Consider the following 19336-nt stretch of genomic DNA (forward strand, 5'->3'; position numbering starts at 1 on the left):
CTGTCGTAGTCTAGCGCGATGACGACACTCGAAGAGCAGACCGCCCCCCGCCCCGGCGTCGACGTTCCTGACTCGCGCGGACGCATAGGCCTCGACCAGGTCGGCCGCGACCTCGACCGCAACCCTGACGTCGTGGTCCGCGACGTCGAGGTCACCTCGGACGGGTGGCACGTGCTGCGCCGCACCACCTTCGACTACCGCCGGGCCGACGGCACGTGGACCACGCAGCAGCGCGAGACCTACGACCGCGGGAACGGCGCGACCATCCTGCTCTACGACCTCGCGGCCCAGACCGTCCTGCTCACCCGTCAGCTGCGCTACCCCGCCTACGTCAACGACCACCCCGACGGCATGCTCGTCGAGGCCGCCGCGGGGCTGCTCGACGACGACGCCCCCGACGTCGCGATCCGCCGCGAGGCAGCCGAAGAGCTCGGCGTCGAGGTCGGCGAGCTCACCCACGTCTTCGACCTCTACATGAGCCCCGGGTCGGTCACCGAGCGGCTGCACTTCTACGTGGCGCCCTTCACGGCGGACACCAGGACCGGGGAGGGCGGCGGAGTTGTCGAAGAAGGCGAAGACATCGAGGTGCTCGCGCTGCCCTTCGCGCGGGCGCTCGAGATGATCGAGTCCGGCGAGATCGTCGACGGCAAGACGGTGATCCTGCTCCAGTGGGCGCAGCTCAACCTCTTCGGCGGCTGAGGGTCGGCGCTCCCGGCGCCGGCGACGAAGAGCCGCCGACCCGCACGACGCAGACGGCACCTCGGCTGCGTACCTCGCGAGGTCTGCGCCGGGCCGCGACGGGAGACTGGTCGCTGCGGTGCTGGCCACTCGCGCCCTCAGTGGCAGCATGGAGATCGCCCCTCCGACCCCGTCCAGCAGGAGAACCCGTGCCCACGACCTCCCCCGCCACGACCGCTCTCGACCTGACCGCAGACTCTGCCCTCGTCGTCCCGCTGAGCGAGGAGGTCCGTCGCGGACCCGACGACTTCGACGCGTTCTGGCAGGTCGCCCGGGACGAGGCGCTCGCCGTGGACCCTGCGCCCGAGCGCCTTGAGGTGGTCTCGCGCGAGGGCGGCCGGGTCGTCACGCGGGTCTCGTTGCGCACGACCGACGGGATCGAGCTCGGAGGCTGGCTCAGTGAGCCCGCCGAGGGCCCTGTGCGCAGGGTGCTCGTCCGGCTGCACGGCTACGGCGGCGCCGAAGGCCCGCACGACCCCCTCGGTCTCGAGGCCACGGCCGAGCTCACGCCGGTCCTGCGCGGGCTGCCGACGCTCGGCCTCGTCGAGGGAATCCCGTCGACAGGCGACCTGCACGTGCTGCACGGCATCGAGCACCGCGACACCTACGTGCACCGCGGCTGCGTCCAAGACGCCTGGGTGGCGGTCACCGCAGCGCTCCTGCTCGTGCCCGGGGCCGAGCGCGTCGACCTCACGGGCGTGAGCTTCGGCGGGGGGATCGGCGCGCTCGCGCTGCCCCTCGAGACCAGGGTCACGGCGGCCTGCCTCGACGTCCCGAGCTTCGGCAACCACCCCGTGCGCCTCGAGACGCCGTGCGCCGGCAGCGGGGAGTCCGTGCGGCTCGCGGCGCTCGACGACCCGGGCGTCCGCGAGGTCGTCGCCTACTTCGACGCGGCGACCGCGGCCGGGCGCATCCGCCAGCCCGTGCTGGTCTCTGCGGCGCGCGAAGACCCTGTCGTCCCGCCCGTCGGGCAGGTGTCGGTGTTCTCGGGTCTCGGGGGTCCCAGGTCGCTGCTGCTGCTCACCGCCGGGCACATGGAGTACCCCGAGCAGGAGCGCGAGGCGCGGCTGATGCGCGCCGCCTACGTGGAGTGGCTGCGCGACTGACGGCAGGAGGACCGTTCTCGGGAGCGAGGGCCGACCAGGTGGGCCGCCGGATGTGCTGGCGGTCGTGCTGCCTAGGCGACGGCGACAGGGTTCCCGACGTCGACCGAGCCGACGTCGACCGAGCCGACGCCGCGGAGCACGTCGATGTCGGTCTGGAGCGCGTCGAGCGCAGCGGTGACGTCCGGGTCGACACCCTGGACCGCGGAGGTCACGTGCCGCAGCTCGGCCGACGCGGCGTCGAGGGCGGTGCGGGCGTCGTGGAGCGAGGTCTGGGCCGTCCACAGCGAGAAGGCGTCGGCGGTGTCGACCGCGGTGATGGCCGACTGCGCCGCAGTGGTCGCGGCCTGCGCGGACATGATCGCGCTGTCGACCTGGGCGCGGACGGTGGCGGGCAGCGACAGGCTCACGACGGCGGCGAGGGTGATGTCACGGGTGACGACCTCGGTCTGAGAGCGGACCGGGACGATGGTGGACGTGCGCACCTCGGCGTGGGCGGCTGTGCCCTGCACCAGTGGCAGGGTGAGCGCAAGGAGGCTGGCGGCTGCGATCCGCGTCGTCTTCGACGTCATGTCACGATTCTGCATCATCTCGCTGAGAAGAGCCTGGGACCGCACCGAACCTTCACCCACCGCCCGGTCGATCTGCGACTTCTGAGCCCGTCGCGAGAGAACGCGCAGGTCACGTGAGGGTTCTCTGTCTGCGCGCCGATCCGCGTGCGACCGTCGGTGGTGGTCGTTATCGTCGTGTGACACCCTTGCTCGGGGATTCCGACGGCGCTGACCCTCAGTGCTGCGGTGCGCCCAGCACAGCAGGACGAGGCAGGAAGACCATGAACGACACCCACCCCAGCACCCCCTTCGACCGGACAGAGTCGAGCATCACCTGCGGTCCCGACGGCGGGAAGACCGTCGTCACCCTCCGCGGCGAGATCGACGCGGCGCTCCGCGACCAGGCCGGCGAGGCCATGGTGACTGTCGTCGTGCAGAACGCTCCCGTCGTCATCGACGTCGGTGCCGTGTCCTTCATCGACTCCTCAGGGCTGGCCTTCCTCGTGCAGCTGCACAGGCTGTGCTCCGAGAGCGCGCTCGACCTCGAGCTCCTCGACCCCTCGGACAACCTGCTCGAGCTCATCGAGGTGCTGGGCATGGGCGACCAGTTCCGCGTCCGCCGTTCCGAGTCGTCCGACTCGCTGGCCGCCGGAGCCTGACACTGCGTCGAGGCTCCCGTCTGACCGTGACAGAGGCCACCGCCGTGGCGCCTCCTCGGTGTCGGTGGCGGCCGTTACCGTCGAGGCATGCGGATCCTGCACACCTCTGACTGGCACCTCGGCAGGACTCTGCACGGGGTAGACCTCCTGGAGCACCAGGCCGCGTACCTCGACCACCTCGTCGAGCTGACCCGCAGCGAGGGCGTCGACGCCGTCGTGGTCGCCGGAGACGTCTACGACCGCGCGATCCCGCCCGTCGAGGCCGTGACCCTGCTGTCCAGCACGCTCGCCCGCCTCGCCGAGATCACCCAGGTGGTCGTCACCCCGGGCAACCACGACTCCGCGACGCGCCTCGGTTTTGGTGCCGAGCTGTGGCGCGACGGCGTGCACGTGCGCGCCAAGGTCGCCGACGTCGGCCGGCCCGTCGAGCTCGTCACGACCGACGGTGCCCCGGCCCTGGTCTACGCGTTGCCCTACCTCGACCCTGACGCCGCACGGACTGTCCTGCGCGAGGAAGACGAGGCCCCGCTCGCCCGCTCGCACGAGGCCGTCACCGGCGCGGCCATGCGCCGCGTCCGGGCAGACCTCGCCGCTCGGTCGGCGGCAGCGACCGCCCGTCCGCGCTCCCTCCTCGTCGCGCACGCCTTCGTCGTGGGTGGTGAGGCGTCAGAGTCCGAGCGCGACATCCGGGTCGGCGGTGTCGACACAGTCCCGGCAGCCGTCCTCGACGGAGTGGACTACGTCGCGCTCGGGCACCTGCACGGAGCCCAGCGCGTCTCGACGGGCGAGGGGACCGTCGCCCGGTACTCCGGGTCGCCGCTCGCCTACTCCTTCTCCGAGATGCGTCAGCACAAGTCGACAGTCCTGATCGACCTCGGGCCCGACGGCGTCGTCGGGACGCCCGAGCTCGTGCCCGCGCCGGTCCCGCGTCGGCTGAGCGAGGTCAGCGGCACCCTCGACGAGCTCCTCGGCGCAGCCGGCGAGCCGCACGCCGACGACTGGGTGCGCGTGACGGTGACCGACCCCGCCCGCCCGCGCGAGATGAACGCCCGCATCAAGGAGCGCTTCCCGCACGCCCTCGTCATGACGCACCGCCCACCCGACCGCGGCCTGCGAGAGTCCCTCACCCTCGCCGTCACCACGGCGAGCGACCCCCTGGTGGTGGCCTCCGACTTCGTCCAGCACGTCACCGGCGACCAGCCCGACGTCCGTGAGACCGCCGCGCTGCGCCTCGCCTTCGAGACCGCGAACGCCGCAGAGCGGAGCGCCTGACATGCAGCTGCACTCGATGACGCTCCAGGCCGTGGGCCCCTTCGCAGGGCGCCACACGGTCGACTTCTCGGCGCTCGCCGCGTCGGGGATCTTCCTGCTCGAGGGCCCCACAGGCGCCGGAAAGTCGACGCTCATCGACGCCGTCGTCTTCGCCCTCTACGGCAAGGTCGCCTCCGCCTCGACGAGCGACGACAGGCTCCGGTCCGCCTACGCCGACGACGCGACAGACTCCTTCGTCGACCTCACCTTCGAGACGGCCGCCGGGGTGTTCAGGGTGCTGCGGACCCCCGAGCGCCAGCGCGCCAAGAAGCGCGGCGAGGGCACCACCAAGCAGCAGGCCACCGTCAAGCTGTGGCGCCTGCCGAGCGATGCTGTCACCTCGGGGACCGGACTGGGGGAGCCCGGCGACGTCGGCGAGCTCACCTCGACCCGCCTCGACGAGGTCGGCCTCGAGATCCAGCGGGCCGTCGGCCTCGACCGCGCCCAGTTCGTCCAGACGATCGTGCTCCCGCAGGGTGAGTTCGCGAGCTTCCTCCGCTCCAAGCCCGAAGACCGCAAGGGGCTGCTGCAGAAGGTCTTCGGGACCGAGGTCTACGACCGTGCCGAGGCCGCGCTCGTCACCATGCGCAAGACGGCGGACCAGCAGCTCAAGGCCGCCCAGGGAGGCGTCCAGGTGTCGCTCGAGACCTTCCTCGCGACGTCGGCCCTCGACCCTGAGGACGCCGAGACCCTCCGAGCCGCCCGCCCCGAGCACCTCGGCAAGCTCGCCGCAGAGCACGCGCACGAGCTCGCCGAGACGGCCAAGCACCTCGAGGTCGACGCCGCGGCAGCACGCGAGGTGCTCGGCAGCCGTCGGCAGGTTCTCGATGTGGGCAGGGCGACCCTCGACGCCGTCGCCCGTCGTGACGCCCTGCGGGTCGAGTCTGCTCGGCTCGCCGAGGCGGCCGACGAGGTCCGTGGCCTGGCCGACAGGCTCGACGCCGCCCGCCGGGCGAGCGTCGTGCTGCCCACCGTCGACGCCGAGGTCGCCGCGCGCGACGGGCTCACCCGAGCGGCTGCTGGCCTCGCTGCCGCAGTCGAGGCGCAGGGACCTGTCGTCGGCGACCTGTCGAGCATCGACGCGCTCGCGCGTCTCGACTGGAGCGACAGGTCCGCCGCCCACCCGGACGACGACGTGCTGGCCGCACGTGCCGCCGTCGAGACCGCTGTCGCCAGCCTCGTCGAGCGCCGCACCGCCGACACCGCGCAGGTCGTGCTGCTCGACCGCGTCGCCCGTCTCGAAGCTGGTCTGCTGGCCCGGCGTGCCCGCCTCGAGGAGGCCAGGGTCGCGCTCGACGCCACGCGAGTCGAGCTGGCGGCTGCGGCTGATGTCCTCGCCGAGCGGCCCGCCCGGCGCGCCGCCCTCGAGACCGAGCGGGACGCTGCCCGTGCTCTCGCCGCCCAGGTCGACGCCCTGCGTGAGCAGGAGCGGCGTGCTGCCACGACGACAGAGACGATCGCGCGGCTCGACACCCTGCGGACCGAGCTCGGGCAGTCCGAGTCGGCGCTGACGGTCGCGGCCGGCCGGGCCCAGCAGGCTGCCGACCAGGAGCGCGAGCTGCGCCGACGCTGGATCGAGGGCATCGCCGGGGAGATCGCCGGTGACCTCCGCCCCGGCGAGCCCTGCCCGGTCTGCGGTGGCCACGAGCACCCAGCCCCCGCGACTGTCGGAGACGATCACGTCGGCAAGGAGCGCGTCGAGCAGGCCGAGGCCGCGCGCCAGGAGGCCGAGCGCGAGCTCACGGCGCGGCACGCGAGCGTCACCGGGCTGGCCGAGAGGGTCGCGGCGCACGAGGCTCTCCTCGACGGGGTCGACACGGCAGCCGCCGCCACAGAGATGGAGGCCGTCAGGACCCGTCTGCGCGAGGCCGAGGCTGCGGGTACCGCCGTCCAGGCCGCCGAGCGCGCTGTCGTCGACTTCGACGCCGAGACCCTCGCAGCCGAGTCGCGCCGGTCCCGTCTCGCCGAGCAGGTGGCAGCCGCCGAGGCCCGTCTCGAGCACGACGGTGCCGCGATCACCGCAGACGAGACCGAGGTCGAGACGGCACGTGCGGCGCACCGAGACGTCGTCACCGAGGCTCCTGAGGTCGTCGACGCTCTCGCCGGGGACGCCGGACAGCCCACCGAGGTCGCGACGATCTCGGAGATCGTCGCCGTCCTCGAGCGTCGGGTCTCCGCGATCACGTCGGTCCTCGAGGTCTGCGCCTCGCACGCCTCAGCCGTGCAGTCGCTCGCCGAGCGCGAGACGGAGCGGGTGCGTGCTCTCGACGACCACGACTTCCCCACGGTCCAGGCCGTCCGAGAGGCCTGGCTCGACAGGCGTGAGCTTGCCGCCGTCGAGGCTCGCGTATCGGAGCACAGGTCCGCCCAGGACCGCGTCGCTGCGGGGTTGGCGGAGCCCTCGCTCGTCGCGCTGCCGGAGACCGTCGAGGTCGACCTCGACGCGCTCCGCGCAGCGGTCACCGAGGCCGAGGCGATCGCGCACGAGGCCACCACCCGTGCGGCTGTCGTCGCTCAGCGGGCCGCCGACATGGAGCGCGGGGCACAGCATGTCGCCGACGCCGTCGTCGCCCTGGACACCGTGCGCGACTCGACCGAGCCGGTGATCCGCATGGCCAACCTCGCGACGGGTGCGTCCTCGGACAACACCCGGTCGCTCACCCTGACGACCTTCGTGCTCATGCGCCGTTTCGAGGACGTGGTGGCCGCGGCGAACGACAGGCTCGCGACCATGTCGGACGGCCGCTACGAGCTGGTCCGCAGCGACGACCGCGAAGACGTGAGCACCCGCAAGACCGGTCTGGCGATGCGGGTCCTCGACCACAGCACGGAGACGGCCCGCGACCCGCGGACGCTCTCCGGCGGGGAGACCTTCTACGTGTCGCTGTGCCTGGCGCTCGGCATGGCCGACGTGGTGACTGCAGAGGCCGGGGGCATCGACCTCGGCACGCTCTTCGTCGACGAAGGCTTCGGCTCGCTCGACCCTGAGACCCTCGACTCGGTGCTGGGGGTCCTCGGCGGGCTGCGAGCCGGAGGTCGCGTGGTCGGTGTGGTCTCGCACGTCGAGGCCCTCAAGCAGACCATCGCCGACGGCATCAGCGTGCGCAGGCTCCCTGACGGGTCCAGCACCCTGACCGTCCGCGCCGGGTAGGGCGAGCACCGCTACATTGAGCGGCATGGCGATCATCCACCAGGCGACACTGACCCCGTCCAAGGCCGAGACCCTCGCGACCTGGCTGTCGTCCCAGCCGTGGTTCGGCGGGACCGCGGAGGTCACCGTGCCCGTCGCCGCCTACCGCTTCGACGACCCGGCCGGCGAGGTCGGCATGGAGGCGTTCTTCGTCGAGGTCGGTGGCCGCACCGTGCACGTCCCCGTGACCTACCGGGGCGCGCCGCTGCCGGGCGGGGACGAGTGGCTCGTCGGGACGATGGAGCACTCGGTCCTCGGGACCCGGTGGGTCTACGACGCCGTGGGCGACCCGGTCTACAGGGCCGAGCTGACCCGCGTCGTCCGCGAGGGCGGGACGCACGTGCGCCTCATGGTCGAGACCCCCGACGGTCCCGTCGAGCGCGAGCCGACAGCCTTCGTCCGCGGCAGCGGGAGCGCCGCCGGCCAGGAGGGGGAACCCGAGATCGTCGTGGTCCGCTTCCCGTCGGCTGACGCGGTCGTCCCGAGCGAGCACACGCTCACCGGCACGTGGACAGGCCAGGACGAGCCGGCCGTGCTGGCATACCTGGTACCCCCGACCGTCTGACGCCCGGAGGGCCGACCAGCCTGAGCAGCACGAACGGTCTGGACGCCCCAGCCGCATCGGGCAGGGCTGACGGTGTCGACGGCCGGGACCGCAGCCACCGCGCCGCCCGGACGCGTCCGACAAGTCCGACAACGACACATGCTGGACCGGCGTGCGGACTCGGCCCGGCCCTCCTAGGGTGGTCCGGGTCCCAGCACCTTCTCCGGATCGGATCTCCCGCATGGCACGCGCGTCGACCTCACCCGAACGGGAGCAGTGGTCTGGGCAGACCGGCTTCATCCTGGCCGCAGTCGGCTCGGCCGTCGGCCTCGGCAACATCTGGCGCTTCCCCGGCGTCGCCTACGAGAACGGTGGGGGAGCGTTCCTCGTCCCCTACGTGATCGCGCTGCTGGTCATCGGCATCCCGGTGCTGTTCTTCGACTACGCGCTCGGGCACAGGTTCCGCGGGTCCGCACCGACGGTGTTCAGGCGTCTGACCCGGCGCGCCGAGTCTCTCGGCTGGTTCCAGGTCGGCATCTCGATCGTCATCATCTTGTACTACACGGTGATCATCGCGTGGGCGCTGAGCTTTGTCTGGTTCTCCGTCGGTCAGACCTGGGGCGACGACGCCGCCAGCTTCTTCACCAACGACTACCTGCGCACGACGCCCGAGGCCGGTGTCAGCCTCGACATCGTCCCCGGGGTCTTCTGGCCGCTCGTCGGCACCTGGGTCGTCACGCTCGTGATCCTGGCCCTCGGCGTGCAGAAGGGCCTCGAGCGCTCGAACATCATCTTCCTGCCGATGCTCGTCGTGCTCTTCGCAGCCCTCGTCGTGCGCGCGCTGTTCCTCGACGGCGCTGCCGACGGGCTCAACGCCTTCTTCACCCCCGACTGGTCTGCGCTGCTGCACCCCGGCGTGTGGATCGCGGCCGTCGCGCACATCTTCTTCTCCCTGTCGATCGCCTTCGGCATCATGGTGACGTACTCGTCCTACCTCAAGCGGCGTTCCAACCTCACGTCGTCGGGGCTCGTGGTCGCGTTCTCCAACTCGTCCTTCGAGATCCTCGCGGGTGTCGGTGTCTTCGCGACCCTGGGCTTCATGGCCAACCAGCAGGGCGTCGAGGTCTCCGAGCTGGAGGGCCTCACGGGCCCGACCCTGTCGTTCAGCACCTTCCCGCAGATCATCTCGGCGATGCCCGGTGGGTCCGTCTTCGGTGTGCTGTTCTTCGTCTCGCTCGCGGTGGCCGGTCTCACCTCGTTGCTCTCGCTGCTGCAGGTGGTGTCTGCGGCCTTCCAGGAGAAGTTCGGCTGGGACCCGCGTCAGGCGGCGCTGCGCGTCGGCGGCGTCGCGGCTGTCGTGTCGATCCTGCTGTTCTCGACCACGACCGCGCTGCACGTGCTCGACACCCTCGACAAGTGGGCCAACGAGGTCGGTGTCATCACCTCGGCCGTCGTCATGACGATCTTGGTCGCCTGGCGTCTGCGGCTGCTGCCCCAGCTCCGGTGGCACCTCAACCAGGTGTCGTCGACGCGCATCGGACCCTGGTGGCAGTACGTCGTAGGGATCGTCGTGCCGCTCGTCATCGGCTACATGCTCGTCTCGGGGGTGTGGATGCTCGTCACCGAGGGCTATGGCGGCTATCCGCTGTGGTTCAGGCTCGTCTTCGGTTGGGGTGCCATCGCCTTCATGGTCGTCTTCGCCGTGATCATGACCAAGGTCCGGTGGGTCAAGGACCCTGACGACTTCGTCCCCTGGCCCCCGCTGCCGACCGGCGGCTTGACCAAGAGTGGAGACCGCTCATGACCCCCACGGCGATCGTCGTGCTCGTCCTCGCGCTCACCGTCGTCTGGGGAGGGCTCGCGCTGGCGATCCTCAACCTCCGCAGGGCCCCTGTCGACCCTGACGACGACGAGCCGGAGACCGACCAGCCGCTCGCGGGCGACGGGTCCGGTCCGGCCGGGAGCCGCTGACGCCGAAGGGCGCGACGGGAGCCGTCGCGCCCTCCGGCGTCAGGCGGCGCTGAGGATCGCGACGAGGAAGTCTGACCCGTCGGCGTACGGGCGCAGGTCCCAGGTGGAGAAGCGCACGTCGGTGCGCAGACCGGCCGCCTCGACGTCGGCGAAGAAGGCCTCGGGCTCGTAGCCGCGGGACGTCCCGAAGCCCACGGCGATCCGGCCCTCGGGCGCCAGGTGCGCGCGCATGCGCTCGAGCGCGGAGGTGTGCGTCCCGTGCCCGAGGAAGGTCATGACGTTGCCCGCGCAGACGATCACGTCGAAGGGGTCGGTGATCTCGTGGGCGGCGAGGTCGAGCTCGGCGAGGTCGCCGACCACCCAGGTGCCGTCGGGGTGGTCCTCACGGGCGGCCTCGATCAGCACGGGGTCGACGTCCACGCCGACGGCCGTGTGCCCGACGGCTGTCAGAGCTGCTGCGACGCGTCCCGGGCCGCAGCCCGCGTCGAGGATCCGTGCGCCGCGCGGCACCATGGCGTCGACGAAGCGCGCCTCGCCCGCGAGGTCTGCGCCCTCCGCGGCCATCGTGCGCATCCGGGTCGCGTACCAGACGGAGTGCTCGGGACGCTGGGCGACCATGTCCTCCCAGAGGGACGGAGTGCGCATCGGTGACGACCTTTCGACGAGGGTGCAGGACGAGTCGACCCTATCGTCGCGGGGAGGGCCGGCGTCGGGACCTCCGTCTGACCCGGGTCCGGGCACCCGCGCACGAGGCTTCGGGCCTGCGAAGTCCAGATCCGCGCGGTCGCGGCACACTGTCACCATGACGACCGACCCCACCCCCGCCAGCGACCGCGCACGGACGCCGCGCGACGTCCGTCGCTGGCGCCGCTACCTGGCCGACGAGCGCGCGGAGGCGGCCGTGTACCGCGAGCTCGCGGCGCGACGCTCCGGCGAGGAGCGCGAGATCCTCGTGGCGCTCGCCGAGGCCGAGCAGCGGCACGAGACGCACTGGCTCGAGCTGCTCGGCGACGACGTGGGTCGTCCGCTCCGCGGCCAGTGGCGCACCCGGTTCCTCGCGGTGCTCGCGCGCCGCTTCGGCGGAGTCTTCGTGCTCGCCCTCGCCCAGCAGGCCGAGTCGCGCTCGGCCTACGACGCCGACGTCGACGCGACCGCCGCGATGGCCGCCGACGAGCGGATCCACGGCGAGGTCGTGCGCGGTCTCGCGACGCGTGGGCGCACGCGGATCTCCGGCACGTTCCGTGCGGCGGTCTTCGGCGCGAACGACGGGCTGGTCTCGAACCTCGCGCTCATCCTCGGCGTCGGGGCCTCGGGCGTCGCCCCGCAGACGATCCTCGTCACCGGGCTCGCCGGCCTGCTCGCCGGTGCCCTCTCGATGGCGGCCGGTGAGTACGTGTCGGTCAGCTCTCAGCGGGAGCTCCTGGCCGCCTCCGACCCGAGCCCCGCGGCCTCGGCCGCACTCGGGCACCTCGACGTCGACGCCAACGAGCTGGCCCTCGTCTACAGGGCGCGCGGGCTGGACGCGGGCGAGGCCCAGGCGCGGGCCGATGCCGTGCTCGCCTCAGCCGCAGGCTCCCGAGAGATCGCGCCGGCAAGCGAGTCGGACGCCCACGAGGAGATCGGCACGGCCCTCGGGGCTGCGGCCTCGAGCTTCTGCTTCTTCGCCTCGGGTGCGCTCATCCCGGTGCTGCCCTACCTCGTCGGCATGGAAGGGCTCGCGGCCATCGCCGTGGGCTCTGTCCTCGTCGGGGTGGCGCTGTGCTTCACGGGGGCGACGGTCGGGGTGCTCTCCGGTGCGTCACCGGTCCGCCGTGCGCTGCGTCAGCTCGCGATCGGCTTCGGCGCCGCCGCGGCGACGTACGCGCTCGGTCTGCTCTTCGGGGCCACCGTCGGCTGACCGTCCGTCCGGGGCGGTGGTCTCGGCCGCCTCGGTGAGCCCTGACCAGGTGGAGATCTTGACCCGGTCCCGGCCAGCCGCCTCCCCGGCCGCCCGCTCGGCCGCGTCGATCCGGAGCCAGCCGGCCCAGTCGACCGGTGTGACTCCGCGTGCCCTGAGCAGCCCCTCGACGGCGGCAGGGTCCCGGTGCGCGCAGGCTCCGCCGGTCGCGTGGTCGGCGAGCAGCGAGGCGACGGTCTGCGCGGCGTCGGAGCGGGTCGAGCCGATGAGCCCGACAGGGCCTCGGCGGACCCACCCGGTGACGTACCTGCCGGGGACAGGGCGGCCCTGCTCGTCGATCACCCGGCCTGCGAGGCTCGGCACGACGTTCTTCTCCGGGTCGAAGGGCAGCCCGTCGACCGGGGTGCTCCGGTACCCGACGGCGCGGTAGACCGCCTGGACGGGATAGGTCCGGTACGTGCCCGAGCCCGTCACGTGCCCCAGGCCGTCCGGGACCGTGCGCTCGGTGCGGAAGGCCTCGACCTGGTCCGACCCGAGGATCTCGCTCGGGGCCTCGAAGAGGTGGATGTGGATGCGGCGGGCGGCGTCCGGGTCGGGTGTCTGGCGCGACCAGCCGACGAGAGTCTCCGCCGTGAGGCGACGCTGCGCGCTCTGGGTCATGACCCTCTCGGCGTGCGCGTCGAGGACGACGTCTGCCGGGTCGACGACGACCTCGACGCCGGTCTGCTGGCCCAGCTCGCGGAGCTCTTTGGCCGAGAACCGGGTGTCTGCGGGCCCGCGCCGCGCGAAGAGGTGCACGGTGCGGGCCTGGTTGGTCCGCAGCGCGTCGAGGGCCTCGTCGTGGATGTCGGTGCTCAGCAGGTCGTCGGGATGCTTGACCAGCATGCGCACGAGGTCGAGCGCGACGTTGCCGGCCCCGACCACGGCGATCTCCCGCGCGGTCAGCGGCCAGGTCGGTGGGGCGTCGGGGTGACCGTCGTACCAGGAGACGAAGTCCGCAGCCCCGAAGGAGCCGGGCAGGTCGACCCCGGGGACGTCGAGGACGGCGTCGGTGTCCGCACCCGTCGCGACGACGACGGCGTCGTAGTGGGCGGCCAGCCTGTCGAGCGTGATGTCCACGCCGACGTGCACCCCGCCGAAGACCCTGACGTCCGACCCGTCGAGCATGACGTGGAGCGAGTCGACGATCCTCTTGATCGCCGGGTGGTCAGGTGCGACCCCGTAGCGGACCAGCCCGTAGGGGGCGGGCAGCCTCTCGAAGAGGTCGACGCGGGTCCCGGGGGCCTGCGTCCGGAGCGTGTCGGCTGCGTAGATCCCGGCCGGGCCGGCACCGACCACGGCGACGTGCAGGGTGCGGGGCTGCGGGACGGGCAGGCGTGGTGCGGTGTCGGGCACGGAGAGCTCCCAGGGTCGAGGACGAGGTCGACGTGACGCTAGGACCTCGACCGAGGTTGAGGTCAAGGTGCGCGGCCCGGACCATCCCGGACCGGATCGAACGGCCCGGGCCGGGCTCACCGGCTCACGGATCTCGTGCTTGACCTCAAGCGCAGTTGAGGTCATAGCGTGGCTGCTCCGCCTACGAGAGGACCCCTCCATGCCCCTGTACACGCTGCCCGACCTCGCCTACGACTACTCCGCGCTCGAGCCCGCCATCAGCGGCCGGATCATGGAGCTTCACCACAGCAAGCACCACCAGGCCTACGTCACTGGCGCGAACACCGCCCTCGAGCAGCTCGCCGAGGCGCGCGCGACGGGGAACCTCGGGAACGTCAACAAGCTCGAGAAGGACCTGGCCTTCAACCTCGGCGGCCACGTCAACCACTCGATCTTCTGGACCAATCTCGCACCCGGTGCCGACGGTGGTCCCGAGGGTGACCTCGCGACGACGATCGACGAGGAGTTCGGCTCCTTCGAGGCCTTCAAGGCGCACTTCACGGCCGTCGCCCTCGGTGTCCAGGGCTCGGGCTGGTCTGTCCTCGCGTGGGACGCCCTCGGCTCGAGGCCGATCATCGTCCAGCTCTACGACCAGCAGGGCAACCTGCCCGCGGGCGTCGTCCCGCTGCTGATGCTCGACGTGTGGGAGCACGCGTACTACCTCGACTACCAGAACGTGCGCGCCGACTACGTGGCAGCCTTCTGGACGATCGTCGACTGGTCAGACGTCGCTGCGCGCCTGGCACGGGCCCGTGCTGCGGGGACGCTCCTGCTGCCCGCCTGACTCTGGCGTGACGAGCGGTGCGCGGGGGCTGCGCGGAGCAGAGAGCGTCTGGGCGCGCGGGTCCGGCCTGCGCGCGGCCGGCGCGAGGACCTGTCGCCGCCGCGAGGACCTGTCAGCGCGCGACGGTCTCCCAGCGGACGAGCGCGCTGTCGACCTGGTCCAGCAGGTCGTCGACCTCTTCCATGGCGTAGCCCTCGCGCCAGCGGGTGGTCGGGAACGTCACCGTGCGCACCTCTGCGGCGGTCAGCAGACCGCCGGTCTCCGACGTCTTGGTCAGGCTGACCGCCGCAGCGGTGCCGCCCGTCTCGTAGTGGTCGAGCGTGGCACGGCACCTGTCGAGGAAGTCGTCGACCTCGTCGACCGAGTAGCCCGGGCGCAACCTGGTCGGGTGGAACCGCGACTCGAGCACATCGTGTGACGTCGTCATGGCCATACGGTAGTCATCCCCGTGGTGAGACGCTCGCCGGACCTGCCCCGTCGGCGAGATATCCTCCCTCCATGGATCCCATGAGCAGCTACGGGTGTGCGCCTCGCAGAGGACCGTCCGTCGAGCGTCGTCGCACGTCTGCCTGACCCGGCACCACGCCTGGTCGGACAGCGTCTCCGCTGACCACCGCTCCTCGCCGGCTGTGCCGGCACGCTCACCTCTGGACCACTCATGACACTCGCTCGTCCTCTTCGTGCTGCCCACCCGCACCTCGCGCCGCTCCTCGGCGGTCTCTTCGTGCTGGTCGGGTCGCTCAGCATCCAGCTCTCGGCGGCTGTCGCCTCCGACCTCTTCGACACCGTCGGGACCCTCGGGGTCAGCGGGCTGAGGATGGCTGTCGCCGCCGTCGTGCTGCTCGTCCTCGTCCGCCCCTCGGTGCGCGGCCGGTCGCGGCGCGCCTGGACCGGGATCGTCCTCTACGGCGTCGCGATGGCCGCGATGAACGTGCTCTTCTACAACGCTGTCGCGCACCTGCCGCTCGGCATCGCGGTGACGCTCGAGTTCCTCGGGCCGCTGACCGTCGCGGCCGTCGCGACCACCCGGCGGCGTGAGCTGCTGCTCCCGGCTCTCACCCTCGTCGGCGTGCTGCTGGTGAGCAGCCCCGGCGGCGGGCTCACGCTGCTCGGTCTCGTCTTCGGCCTCGGGGCGGCGGTCGCCTTCGGCGGGTACACGGTGCTCGCCGGGCGGGTCGGTGGCGACACCGAGGGGCTGGACGGGCTCGCCCTGTCGGTCCTGGTCGGCGCGGTCCTGCTCTCGCCGTTCTCGGTGCATGCCGCCCCGCGGGTCGACGGCGGTGGCTGGGGTGTCCTCGCGGTCTCGGCGGTCCTCGGGGTGGTCGTGGCCTTCAGCCTCGACTTCCTCGCCGTCCGGATCACCTCGGTGCGGGTGGTCGGCACGCTCTTCGCGGTCGACCCGGTGATGGGGGCGCTGGTCGGCGCCGTCGCGCTCGGTCAGACGCTGAGCGCAGGCGTGGTCCTGGGGATCGTGCTCGTCGTGGGGTCGGGGGCCGCTGTCATCTGGCTGGCCGGCCGTCGGGCTGCTGAGCCGGGTGCCGACCAGGCGCCTCCCGCAGCAGGGGTGGTCCCCGGAGTCGTCCCCGCGGTTCCCCCCACGAGCCTGCCTGCTCCTGCGCAGACGGTCAGCCCTGAGCCAGCTCCGCCGAGCGGCGCGTCACGAAGCTGACCATCTCGTCGAGGGCGCTCCGCGCGGCCGCGAGCCGGAGGTCGAACTGGTACTCGTGGCCGAGCGGAGCGCCGCGCTCGGTGTAGTCCTCGTCGAAGAACAGCGTCTCCACGTGCGTGCCGGCGGCGGCGAGCCGCTCGGCGTAGACCCGGGCCCCGCGGGTCAGAGGGTCGCCGTTGCCGCCCGTCAGGTAGGTGGGCGGGAAGCCTGGGTGGACGTGGTCGACGAGGCTGAGGGTCGCGCTGCGCGGGTCTGCGGCGAAGGCCCTCGTGCCCAGGTACGCCCAGCCGATGGTCGTCGACGCCCAGCCGAGCAGCCCGCGCGCGCCGGAGATCAGACTGAGGTCGTAGGGCCCGCAGCACAGCAGGAGCCCTGCGGCGGCGTCGGGCGGGAGGTCGCACGACACACCGACGGTCTCCCCGTAGGCCGGGTGGGTCACGACCGTCGCGACCTGGGCGACCAGGCTCGCGCCCGCGGAGTCTCCGGCGAGGAACAGCCGCGCGGGGTCGACACCGGGCGGTGGCGAGGTGCGCAGGTGGGCGAGTGCGTCGAGCACCTGCTGGAGCTGCTGCGGATAGGGCGCCGCGGGGGCGAGGGTGTAGCCCGGGACGACGACCGTGAATCCCCGGGCGGCGAGGATCTGCGCCCAGGTCGCGAGCCCGGCGCGGGCTCCGGAGAGCCAGCCGCCGCCGTGCACCCAGACGATCGTCGGCAGCGGTTCGTCGCCGCGTCCTGCTGGGGCATACAGGTCGAAGAGCGCGTCGGGGTCGTCTGGCCTGTAGCGCAGACCAGCCTGGACGGTGACCCCGCCCGGTGCAGGAGCGAAGGGCAGCAGCGCGGTCGTGGTCGCCCGCGAACCGCGGTCGAAGGCCGCGCGGACCACGAGTGCTCGAGCCCGGACGCGCTGCGTCAGGGCGAGCACGGTGACCGCTGCGGCGGCGCCGATGATCCCGGCGGACCAGCCGAGGGCTCGGACACCGGGCCGGCTGAGCCGACCGGGACGACCGGCCCGGCTGAGCTGGCTGGACCGACCAGCTGGGCTGGACCGACCAGCTGTGCTGAACTGACCAGCTTTGCTGAACCGACCAGCCCGGCTGAGCCGCTCGAGACGACTGGCGCGAGCAGGGCGACCGGCGCTGCTGACCACTGTGGCGGGGCTGGTGTCGGAGGGCACAGGACCAGTGTGCCGCAGCGCTGCCTCGCGGAGGTGGTGCGCCGATGGTCCTGTGGACGGCGACGAGCCGACCACCCAGTTTCGGGCGGTCGGCTCGTCGGGGACGGCTCGTGTCGGGGTCGGGCCTGCGTCACCGAGCCCTGGTCACGCAGCCCGGGGTGTCACGGCGCGGTCGGTGCCGACGCAGCTGACGGCGTCGTTGCTGCCGGTGCCGGGCTGCTGGTCCCCGTGAGGTTGGCGAGGATCTCCGTGAGGTCCAGGCCTGTGAGCTGCTTGATGACGCCCTGGCCCTCACCGAGGACCGAGGCGACGTTCTTGGTGATCGCGGAGGCGCCGTCGGTCGAGATGACGGTCATGCCCTGGATGTTGCCGATGGGCTCCGCTGCGGCACGGACGATCTCGGGCAGGCGCTCGATGAGCTCCTGGACGAGAGCGGCCTCGCCGTACTTCTTGAGAGCCTCGGCCTTGAGGTCGAGAGCGATGGCCTCGGCGCGACCTTCGGCCTCGGCCGCGGCTGCCCGGGCCTCGCCCTCGGCACGGACACCTGCTGCGAGAGCGACCTGGCGGTCACGCTCGGCCTCACCTGTGCGGCGGACGGCCTCGGCGTTGGCCTCGGCGTCCTGGATCGCTGCGGTCTTGTTGGCCTGGGCGATCGTGGTGCGCTTGTACGCGTCTGCCTCGGTGGCCGCGTTCGCGGCGTCACGCTCGGCGTTGGCGCGCTGGACGGAGGCGTAGGCGTCGGCCTCGGCGGGCTTGCGGACGGAGATGTCGAGCTCTTCCTCGGTCACCTTCGCCTGCTCGGCGAGCGCGTCGCGCTGCTGCGTCGCGACGAGGCGGTCCTGCTCGGCGCGGGCCAGCTGACCGGCGGCGTTCGCCTCGGCGTTGGCCTTGTCGGTCTGCGCCTTGATGGCGGCCTGCTTGAGCTCGAAGGCCTTGCGACGCTCGGCGACCTGCTCCTGCGCCTCGATCGCTGCGAAGTCGGAGGCGCGCTGCGCCTCGGCCTCGGAGATCTCCGCGACCTGACGGGCACGGGCGTTCTCGGCACGGCCGAGGTTCGCGAGGTAGTCGGATCCCGGCGTGGAGATGTCGGAGATGTTGAGCAGGTCGACCTGGAGGCCCTGCTCGGCGAGGTCCAGCTTGGTCGAGTCGACGACGCGGTCGGACAGGCCCTTGCGGTCGGAGATGATCTGCTCGATCGTCATGTCGCCGACGATGGACCTGAGCGAGCCCTCGAGGGACTCCTTGATGATCTCGGTCAGAGTGCCCTGCTGGGACAGGAAGCGCTGCCCCGCCCGGCGGACGCCTTCTTCGTCGCCGCGGACCTTGAAGTTGATCGACGCCTTGATGGCGATCTTGATGCGGTTCTTGTCGACGCCCTCGACGGTGATGCCGATCTGGCGCTGCTCGAGGGAGATCGAGAAGCCCTGCTGGAGGATCGGCCAGACGAACACGCGTCCGCCGACGATGACGCGCTGCCCGCCCTCCTCGGCGGAGGCCTTCTTGCCTGCGCCACGACCCACGATGATGAGGGCCTCGTTCGGCGGGACGCGGCGGATCCGGTTGGCGATGAAGATGAGCACCGCGAAGAACGCGATGACCAGTGCCACGACGGCGATGACGGTGATCGTCTGGTCTGTCATGAGGGGTGCACCCCGGGCAGGGGTGGCTCCTTCCGTGAGGTGGGCTGGTGCGGGCGGTGGGTCGCGGCGCCGGGTGACCCGCGAGGGTCGTCCGGTGCGCGAGAGGTCAGGTGGACTGCGGCCAGCGGCGCGGCTCGGTCGAGCCGTGCGTGGGCCAGTACGGGGTGACGCGGACACGGCCGGCGGCCTCGTCGAGGACGACGATCCGGGTGCCCTCGGTGATCACCTGGTCGGCCCACGCGAGACGGCGCTCGAGCTCGGCGTCGAGCGAGACCTCTCCGTGGCCGCCGGTGATGGTCGAGGTCACGGCGCCCTGCATGCCGACGAGGTCGCGGGCGGCGCCGTCCTCGGAGCTCGCCAGCCCGCGGATCACGCGCCTGACGAAGAGCATCACGGCGATCGCGACGACGGCCGAGCCTGCGTAGGTGGTCCACGGGGGCAGGTCGTTGGTGGTGGCGATCGCCCCGAGGGCGCCGAACACGACGCCGCCGACGCCGAGGGAGGTGCCGGAGACCAGCCCATCCCCGAGGTCGAAGAGCTCACCGAGGAGCATCGAGAGGACGAGCAGCGCGAGGCCGACCGCCCCGATGATGATGAATGCCAGCATGCGTCACCTCTCGTCGTCAGTGCCGAGACCATTTCTTTGCCATCACGATACCTTATTCGCAGGT

General features: G+C 72.1%; 18 protein-coding genes. 11 read left to right on the top strand and 7 right to left on the bottom strand.

Features of this window, described 5'->3' with window-relative positions:
• The first annotated feature begins 18 nt into the window (after positions 1-18).
• Both SANBI_RS00625 and SANBI_RS00630 read left to right on the top strand, forming a co-directional pair.
• Positions 19-699 (top strand): NUDIX domain-containing protein, encoded by a 681-nt coding sequence (locus SANBI_RS00625; protein WP_319157973.1) that lies wholly within the window; start codon positions 19-21, stop codon positions 697-699.
• 188 nt (positions 700-887) lie between these two features.
• Positions 888-1844, top strand: a complete 957-nt coding sequence (locus tag SANBI_RS00630) for an acetylxylan esterase (protein WP_319157974.1) — start codon at positions 888-890, stop codon at positions 1842-1844.
• A 71-nt stretch (positions 1845-1915) separates the two neighbouring features.
• Here the strand turns inward: SANBI_RS00630 and SANBI_RS00635 are convergent, their stop codons facing one another.
• Positions 1916-2413, bottom strand: a complete 498-nt coding sequence (locus SANBI_RS00635; RefSeq protein WP_179912067.1) for a hypothetical protein — start codon at positions 2411-2413, stop codon at positions 1916-1918.
• 260 nt (positions 2414-2673) lie between these two features.
• On the opposite strand from SANBI_RS00635, the gene SANBI_RS00640 reads away from it, so the two are divergent.
• The 6 genes from SANBI_RS00640 (at position 2674) to SANBI_RS00665 (ending at position 10067) form a co-directional block, all read left to right on the top strand.
• Complete coding sequence (locus SANBI_RS00640; RefSeq protein WP_056135029.1) at positions 2674-3051, top strand: STAS domain-containing protein; 378 nt, start codon at positions 2674-2676, stop codon at positions 3049-3051.
• 87 nt (positions 3052-3138) lie between these two features.
• Positions 3139-4323, top strand: coding sequence for an exonuclease SbcCD subunit D (locus SANBI_RS00645; RefSeq protein ID WP_319157978.1), 1185 nt, complete (start codon positions 3139-3141; stop codon positions 4321-4323).
• 1 nt (position 4324) lies between these two features.
• Entirely contained in the window at positions 4325-7513 is a 3189-nt protein-coding gene (locus tag SANBI_RS00650) for an AAA family ATPase (protein ID WP_319157980.1), read from the top strand.
• Positions 7514-7538: 25 nt separating this feature from the next.
• A complete protein-coding gene (locus SANBI_RS00655; protein ID WP_319157983.1) occupies positions 7539-8117 on the top strand; it encodes a CG0192-related protein in 579 nt (192 codons plus the stop codon).
• Positions 8118-8337: 220 nt separating this feature from the next.
• A complete protein-coding gene (locus tag SANBI_RS00660; RefSeq protein WP_319157985.1) occupies positions 8338-9900 on the top strand; it encodes a sodium-dependent transporter in 1563 nt (520 codons plus the stop codon).
• Positions 9897-10067, top strand: coding sequence for a methionine/alanine import family NSS transporter small subunit (locus tag SANBI_RS00665; protein ID WP_319157986.1), 171 nt, complete (start codon positions 9897-9899; stop codon positions 10065-10067). Before SANBI_RS00660 ends, SANBI_RS00665 begins: the two co-directional genes overlap by 4 nt.
• 39 nt (positions 10068-10106) lie before the next feature.
• Here SANBI_RS00665 and SANBI_RS00670 read toward each other — a convergent pair whose 3' ends face one another.
• Complete coding sequence (locus SANBI_RS00670; protein ID WP_056135045.1) at positions 10107-10712, bottom strand: class I SAM-dependent methyltransferase; 606 nt, start codon at positions 10710-10712, stop codon at positions 10107-10109.
• 157 nt (positions 10713-10869) lie between these two features.
• Here SANBI_RS00670 and SANBI_RS00675 point away from each other — a divergent pair, with 157 nt between their 5' ends.
• The gene (locus tag SANBI_RS00675; RefSeq protein WP_319157989.1) at positions 10870-11964 is read left to right on the top strand and encodes a VIT1/CCC1 transporter family protein; all 1095 of its coding nucleotides are present in this window, start codon (positions 10870-10872) and stop codon (positions 11962-11964) included.
• Here SANBI_RS00675 and SANBI_RS00680 read toward each other — a convergent pair.
• Positions 11866-13359 (bottom strand): FAD-dependent oxidoreductase, encoded by a 1494-nt coding sequence (locus SANBI_RS00680; protein ID WP_319157991.1) that lies wholly within the window; start codon positions 13357-13359, stop codon positions 11866-11868. The two genes, SANBI_RS00675 and SANBI_RS00680, sit on opposite strands and share 99 nt — an antisense overlap.
• A gap of 199 nt (positions 13360-13558) precedes the next feature.
• Here SANBI_RS00680 and SANBI_RS00685 point away from each other — a divergent pair, with 199 nt between their 5' ends.
• A complete protein-coding gene (locus tag SANBI_RS00685; protein ID WP_319157993.1) occupies positions 13559-14182 on the top strand; it encodes a superoxide dismutase in 624 nt (207 codons plus the stop codon).
• A gap of 112 nt (positions 14183-14294) precedes the next feature.
• Here the strand turns inward: SANBI_RS00685 and SANBI_RS00690 are convergent, their stop codons facing one another.
• The gene (locus SANBI_RS00690) at positions 14295-14609 is read right to left on the bottom strand and encodes a DivIVA domain-containing protein (RefSeq protein WP_319157995.1); all 315 of its coding nucleotides are present in this window, start codon (positions 14607-14609) and stop codon (positions 14295-14297) included.
• A gap of 231 nt (positions 14610-14840) precedes the next feature.
• Here SANBI_RS00690 and SANBI_RS00695 point away from each other — a divergent pair, with 231 nt between their 5' ends.
• A complete protein-coding gene (locus tag SANBI_RS00695) occupies positions 14841-15851 on the top strand; it encodes an EamA family transporter (protein ID WP_319157997.1) in 1011 nt (336 codons plus the stop codon).
• On the opposite strand, the gene SANBI_RS00700 is transcribed toward SANBI_RS00695, so the two are convergent.
• The 3 genes from SANBI_RS00700 to SANBI_RS00710 all read right to left on the bottom strand — a co-directional run bounded on the left by SANBI_RS00700 (position 15808) and on the right by SANBI_RS00710 (position 19272).
• The gene (locus tag SANBI_RS00700; RefSeq protein WP_319157999.1) at positions 15808-16773 is read right to left on the bottom strand and encodes an alpha/beta hydrolase; all 966 of its coding nucleotides are present in this window, start codon (positions 16771-16773) and stop codon (positions 15808-15810) included. The two genes, SANBI_RS00695 and SANBI_RS00700, sit on opposite strands and share 44 nt — an antisense overlap.
• 413 nt (positions 16774-17186) lie before the next feature.
• Positions 17187-18665 (bottom strand): flotillin family protein, encoded by a 1479-nt coding sequence (locus tag SANBI_RS00705; RefSeq protein ID WP_319158001.1) that lies wholly within the window; start codon positions 18663-18665, stop codon positions 17187-17189.
• Positions 18666-18771: 106 nt separating this feature from the next.
• Complete coding sequence (locus SANBI_RS00710; RefSeq protein WP_179912079.1) at positions 18772-19272, bottom strand: NfeD family protein; 501 nt, start codon at positions 19270-19272, stop codon at positions 18772-18774.
• Positions 19273-19336 lie beyond the last annotated feature (64 nt).

Source organism: Sanguibacter biliveldensis, from assembly GCF_033798665.1.
Lineage (GTDB): Bacteria > Actinomycetota > Actinomycetes > Actinomycetales > Cellulomonadaceae > Sanguibacter > Sanguibacter inulinus.